We start from the raw sequence: 5,391 nt of genomic DNA, 5'->3' as shown, positions 1-5,391 counted from the left end.
TCCTGATCGACCAGCACGGGCAGGTCGTCGCGCCCGGTCAGGTCGCGCAGCGAATCGGTCAGCGCGCGCAGCTGCTCGCGGTCGCCGACGTTGCGCTTGAACAGGATGAAGCCGAGCGGCTCGGCGTCGGCGAAGAACGCGCGCTCCTCGGGATCGAGCTGGAGGCCGGCGAGACCGAAGATGACGGGCTTCATGCTTGGGGGTTTTAGCGCGCGGCGACACGGCTGTCGCGCGCCGCCGCGCCGTGGCAGGAGCAGGCGATGCCGCCTCGTTCCCCAGTCTTCCCGCCCCCCGTCGCGATGACCCGCGACGACGCTCGCGCGCTGGACGCCGTCGATCCGCTCGCCCCGTTCCGCGCGCGCTTCGCATTGCCGGCGGACCTGATCTATCTCGACGGCAACTCGCTCGGGCCCCTGCCCCATGCCGCGCGCGCGGCGGTCGCCGACGCGACGGCCCGGCAATGGGGCGACCGGCTGATCCGCGGCTGGAACGAGGGCTGGATGGACGCGCCGACGCGGATCGGCGCCAAGCTCGCGCCCCTGCTGGGGGCGACCGCGCCCGAGGTGATCGCGGGCGGCTCCACCTCGGCCAACCTGTTCCGCCTGCTCGTCGCCGCGTTGCGCCACGATCCGGCGCGGCGCGTGATCGTCAGCGAGACAGGCAACTTCCCGACCGATCTCCACATCGCCGCCGGGGCCGCCGGCTGCGTGCCCGGCGCGAGCGTGCGGGCGGTGCCGCGCGACCGGGTGATGGCGGCGCTCGGCCCGGATACGGCGGTGCTGCTGCTGACCCATGTCCATTACCGTACTGCCGAGCGCTGGGACATGGTGGCGCTCACCGCCGCCGCGCACGCCGCCGGCGCGCCCGTGCTCTGGGACCTGAGCCACTCGACGGGCGCGGTGCCACTCGATCTGACCGCCGCCGGCGCCGACCTCGCCGTCGGCTGTGGCTACAAATATCTGAACGGCGGCCCGGGGGCGCCGGCCATTTTGTACGTCGCGGCGCGCTGGCAGGAGCGGCTTTCCAATCCGCTGTCGGGCTGGATGGGTCATGCCGAGCCGTTCGGCTTCGCCGACGACTATGCCCCCGCGCCGGGCATGCGGCGCTGGCTGACCGGCACGCCGTCCGTGCTCGGGCTCGCGGCGCTGGAGGCGGCGCTGGACGCCTGGGCGGACGTGCCGCTGGCGGCGTTGTGGGCAAAGGGCGCCGCGCTGTTCGACATCCTCGCCGCCGCCGGCGACCGGGCTGGCCTGGAATGCGTCACCCCGCGCGATCCGGCCCGGCGCGGGAGCCACATCAGCTTCCGCCACCCCCACGCGCTCGCCTTGTCGCAGGCGCTGATCGCCGCCGGCGTGATCGGCGACTTCCGTGGCCCCGACCTGCTACGCCTCGGCCTGACCCCGCTCTATCTCACCCATGAGCAGGTCTGGCGCGCGGGCGAGATCCTGCTGGAGGTGTTGGCCGGCGAGCCCTGGCGCGATCCGCGTTTCACGGCACGGCCGGCGGTGACCTGATTGCACGTCGCGCCGGATCGGACTATATTCGGTTCGCGAACGATCCGGAGTCCAGTCATGCGCCTTTCCACTCAGGTCAAGCCGATCAGCTACGTCAAGGCCAACGCCGCCCGAATCATCGACGAGCTTGAGGATGGCGGTGAACCGCTGGTCATCACCAAGAACGGCGAGGCGAAGGCGGTGGTCGTCGGCGTTCATGAGTGGGAGCGCACGCAAGAGACCTTAGCGCTGCTCAAGATCCTCCGGCTGGCCGAACGCAATATCGAGCACGGGAAGGTTCGCCCCGCGCGAGAAGCTATCGAGGAGCTTCGCGCTCAGATGCGCGAGCGTCGCGCGGAGGCGGCGTGAGCGAGCCGCCCCGCTATCAGGTGGTGATCGAGGAGGCGGCCGAAGCCGACCTGACGTCGATCACTGACTTCATGGAGCAACATTACTCGGTAGAGGCCGCGGACGCTTTTCTGGTCAGACTACTCGACCGGATCGACAGCCTCGAACAGTTTCCTTTTCGCGGCGCGGTGCCCAAGGAACTACAAGAGTTTGACGAGGACGCTTACCGTCAGCTCGTGTCCGGCAATCATCGCGTCTTCTATCGTGTCGACGGCGAGGTGGTGACGGTGGTGCTGGTGGCCGACGGGCGACGCGACATGCGCTCGCTGCTGACGGCGCGTCTCCTGGCGCCTTCGCGCTGATTGCGCCCCCCTCCCCCCGCGCCTATATCGCCGCCCTTCGCGACCGGGCCGGTCGGGCAATCAGGAGACCAGCATGGCGCGCCGGCGACAGATTTACGAGGGCAAGGCCAAAATCCTCTACGAGGGGCCCGAACCCGGCACGCTGATCCAGTATTTCAAGGACGACGCCACCGCCTTCAACAACCAGAAGAAGGGCACGATCAACGGCAAGGGCGTGCTCAACAACCGCATCTCCGAGCACCTCTTCACGTTGCTCGACCTGATCGGCGTCCCCACCCACTTCATCCGCCGCCTCAACATGCGCGAGCAGCTGATCCGCCAGGTCGAGATCGTGCCGATCGAGGTGATGGTGCGCAACGTCGCCGCCGGCACGCTGTCCAAGCGGCTCGGGATCGAGGAGGGCACCAAGCTACCCCGCACGATCATCGAATACGCGCTCAAGGACGACGCGCTAGGCGATCCGATGATCTCCGACGAGCATATCGCCGCGTTCGGCTGGGCGAGCCAAGAGGAGATGCACGACATCCAGGACCTGGCGATCCGCGTGAACGATTTCCTGTGCGGGCTGTTCGCGGGGGTCAACATCCGGCTGGTCGACTTCAAGCTGGAGTTCGGCCGCCACTGGGACAATGACTGGAGCCGGATCATCCTGGCCGACGAGATCAGCCCCGATTGCTGCCGGCTGTGGGATATGCAGTCTAACGAGAAGCTGGACAAGGACCGGTTCCGCCGTGACCTGGGCGGAGAGGTCGAGGCCTATCAGGAGGTCGCGCGGCGGCTGGGGCTGCTGCCCGAGGGCGGCGACACGGCGGTGCTGGACCTCGAATCGCATCGCAAGCGCCGGGGCCGCTAGGGCAGGGTAGCGGCAACAAGTCGTTGCGATGGCGGGACGCCCCGGCCATAGCGCGACCTTCCGCTGCCAAAGGGTCTCCCATGAAGCTCCGCATCGTCGTGACGCTCAAGCCGGGCGTGCTCGATCCGCAGGGCCGCGCGATCGGCCATGCGCTGGGCTCGCTCGGTTTCGCCGGGGTCGGCGAGGTGCGCGCGGGCAAGCTGTTCGAGCTGGAGGTCGCCGACGGCACCGATGACGCGACAATCGACGCGATGTGCGCCCAGCTGCTCGCCAACACCGTGATCGAGAACTACCGGGTCGAGCGCGTCGGATGAAGGCGGCGGTGATCGTCTTTCCCGGCTCGAACTGTGACCGCGATCTCGCCGTCGCGATCGGGCAGGTGTCGGGCACCGCGCCGGCGATGGTCTGGCATGCCGACCCGGCGCTGCCCGCCGGCACCGACCTGATCTGCGTGCCGGGCGGCTTCTCCTATGGCGATTACCTGCGCTCGGGCGCGATCGCCGCGCGCGCGCCGGTGATGCGCGCGGTGCGGGAGGCGGCGAGCCGGGGCGTCGCCGTGCTGGGCGTGTGCAACGGTTTCCAGATCCTGACGGAGGCGGGGTTGCTGCCGGGCGCGCTGGTCCGCAACGTCGGCCTGAACTACGTCTGCCGCGATGTCGCGCTGACCGTCGGCACCGCCGACAGCGCGTTCACGCGCGGCTACGCGCAGGGCGAGCGGATCACTGTCCCCGTCGCGCACCACGACGGCAACTACGTCGCCGACGCCGAGACGCTGGCGCGGGTCGAGGGCGAGGGCCGGGTCGCGTTCCGCTACGCCGAACCCGTCAACGGCTCGGCGGGCGACATCGCCGGCCTGCTCAACGACGCCGGCAACGTGCTGGGCCTGATGCCCCACCCCGAACGCCGGATCGACGCGGCCCATGGCGGCACGGACGGCCGCCGCCTGTTTGAGGGGCTGCTGGCCGCGATCGGCTAGACCCGCGCCCCGAACGGCGAGAAATCCGTTCCCCGATCGAACACGTCCACCCCCTCCGCCCGCTTGAGCCAGCCGACGACCGCGTAGGTCACCGGCGTCAGCACCGTCTCCCAGCCGACCTTGAGGACGTATTGCGACAGCATCGTCGCGCCCAGCGCCGACGCCGGCCAGTCGGGCAGGCCGTAAAAGGCGAGCGGGTAGAAGAGCAGGCTGTCCGCCGCCTGCCCCACCACGGTCGAGCCGATCGTGCGCGTCCACAGCCAGCGGCCGTCGGTGAGCAGCTTGAGCCGCGCGAGCGCCACCGACGTCAGCAGCCCGCCGACCCAAAAGGCGATCAGCGACGCGCCGATGATCCGCCAGCCCGCGCCGAACACGCGCTCGTACGCCGCCTGCCCGGTCCAGCCCGGCGCGACCGGCAGCCGCACCACCGTCCATTCCATCACCGCCATGAAGGCGAGCGCGGCGAACCCCGTCCAGATCACCCGCCGGGTGCGCGCGTAGCCATAGACCTCGGTCAGCACGTCGTCGATCACGTAGGAGATGGGGAAGAACAGGATCCCCGCGCCGAACGGCCACGGCCCGATCGCCGGCAGCGGGATCACCGATCGCTTCTCCGCGCCGATGACGTTGGACAACAACAGCACGACCACGAACGCCGCCATCACCAGATCGTAATAGCGGAACGTCCGCCCGGCGATCGCGTCCGCCGTCACCGCCACGGGCTTGCTCATCGCCCGACCATATCGTCGTTCCCCGCCAGGGCAATCGGCGCTATGCCCCGCTCCGCGCGCGCCCGTAGCTCAGATGGATAGAGCACGTGCCTTCTAAGCTCGTGGTCGCTGGTTCGAGTCCAGCCGGGCGCGCCAGCGCACACGCGAGCAGCGAAGCAGCGCGCGAGACGCGCCAGCGCGGCCTGCGGGTCGCCAGAGGCGAACCCGTCCGACGACCCAGGCTTTGCTCGGGTCAACCGCTACCGCTCCACCCTCCCCTGCTGCTCCCTGACCGCCCGCACAATGAAATCCGGCGCGAGAACGTTTTCCGTCACCAGCCGGCGATGCGACCCCTTGGCGAGCACCGCGTCCATGAACGCCTGGTGCCGGCGATCGAGGTCAAGCGTCGAGCTGTCCACCGCCGCGCCGCCCGCGCCCTGCACGGTGAGCCAGTACAGCCGCCCCGGCTCGTCTGGCGCGGTGAACATCGCCTCCAGATAGGTCCGCTCGCGCCCCAGCGTCGCCACCGCGTCGCGATGACGCGCGTGGAGGAAGTCGATCCACGCGCGAAACGTCGCGTCGCACCCCGGCGCCAGATCGAACCGGTGCAGCGTCACCGCCACCGGCCGCGCGGGCGCCGGTCGGGTCG

The 5,391-nt window shown here is 69.9% G+C and carries 8 protein-coding genes, 1 tRNA gene and 1 pseudogene; 7 read left to right on the top strand and 3 right to left on the bottom strand.

Going from position 1 to position 5,391, the window contains the following annotated elements; all coding sequences use genetic code 11:
- Window positions 1-194: pseudogene (locus HUU95_RS07490) on the bottom strand (beta-hexosaminidase); the annotation flags it as partial.
- A 105-nt stretch (window positions 195-299) separates the two neighbouring features.
- Between HUU95_RS07490 and HUU95_RS07485 the strand changes: the two are divergent.
- The 6 genes from HUU95_RS07485 to purQ all read left to right on the top strand — a co-directional run bounded on the left by HUU95_RS07485 (window position 300) and on the right by purQ (window position 4,032).
- Window positions 300-1,514 carry a kynureninase gene (locus HUU95_RS07485; protein ID WP_174279545.1) on the top strand — a complete coding sequence of 405 codons (1,215 nt, stop codon included), beginning with the start codon at window positions 300-302 and terminating at the stop codon, window positions 1,512-1,514.
- 57 nt (window positions 1,515-1,571) lie between these two features.
- Window positions 1,572-1,862 carry a type II toxin-antitoxin system Phd/YefM family antitoxin gene (locus HUU95_RS07480; protein ID WP_174279544.1) on the top strand — a complete coding sequence of 97 codons (291 nt, stop codon included), beginning with the start codon at window positions 1,572-1,574 and terminating at the stop codon, window positions 1,860-1,862.
- Complete coding sequence (locus HUU95_RS07475) at window positions 1,859-2,203, top strand: type II toxin-antitoxin system RelE/ParE family toxin (protein WP_174279543.1); 345 nt, start codon at window positions 1,859-1,861, stop codon at window positions 2,201-2,203. Before HUU95_RS07480 ends, HUU95_RS07475 begins: the two co-directional genes overlap by 4 nt.
- Before the next feature lie 73 nt (window positions 2,204-2,276).
- The gene (purC, locus tag HUU95_RS07470; protein WP_174279542.1) at window positions 2,277-3,056 is read left to right on the top strand and encodes a phosphoribosylaminoimidazolesuccinocarboxamide synthase; all 780 of its coding nucleotides are present in this window, start codon (window positions 2,277-2,279) and stop codon (window positions 3,054-3,056) included.
- Window positions 3,057-3,136: 80 nt separating this feature from the next.
- The gene (gene purS / locus HUU95_RS07465) at window positions 3,137-3,370 is read left to right on the top strand and encodes a phosphoribosylformylglycinamidine synthase subunit PurS (protein ID WP_174279541.1); all 234 of its coding nucleotides are present in this window, start codon (window positions 3,137-3,139) and stop codon (window positions 3,368-3,370) included.
- Window positions 3,367-4,032 carry a phosphoribosylformylglycinamidine synthase subunit PurQ gene (gene purQ / locus HUU95_RS07460; RefSeq protein ID WP_174279540.1) on the top strand — a complete coding sequence of 222 codons (666 nt, stop codon included), beginning with the start codon at window positions 3,367-3,369 and terminating at the stop codon, window positions 4,030-4,032. The genes purS and purQ overlap by 4 nt, the downstream gene beginning before the upstream one ends.
- Here purQ and HUU95_RS07455 read toward each other — a convergent pair.
- Window positions 4,029-4,763: a queuosine precursor transporter gene (locus tag HUU95_RS07455; RefSeq protein ID WP_174279539.1), complete on the bottom strand. Its 735-nt coding sequence runs from the start codon at window positions 4,761-4,763 to the stop codon at window positions 4,029-4,031. The genes purQ and HUU95_RS07455 overlap by 4 nt on opposite strands.
- Window positions 4,764-4,821: 58 nt before the next feature.
- On the opposite strand from HUU95_RS07455, the gene HUU95_RS07450 reads away from it, so the two are divergent.
- Window positions 4,822-4,898: transfer RNA gene (locus tag HUU95_RS07450), tRNA-Arg, on the top strand.
- A 104-nt stretch (window positions 4,899-5,002) separates the two neighbouring features.
- Here the strand turns inward: HUU95_RS07450 and HUU95_RS07445 are convergent.
- A partial coding sequence (locus tag HUU95_RS07445) for a DUF6176 family protein (RefSeq protein ID WP_174279538.1) occupies window positions 5,003-5,391 on the bottom strand: 389 nt, incomplete at its 5' end.

The sequence above is a fragment of the Sphingomonas bacterium genome (assembly GCF_903643065.1).
In the GTDB taxonomy this organism is placed as follows: Bacteria; Pseudomonadota; Alphaproteobacteria; order Sphingomonadales; family Sphingomonadaceae; genus Sphingomonas.
The sequence above is the reverse complement of the archived record's forward strand: the minus strand, read 5'-3'. Positions and strand labels throughout refer to the sequence as shown.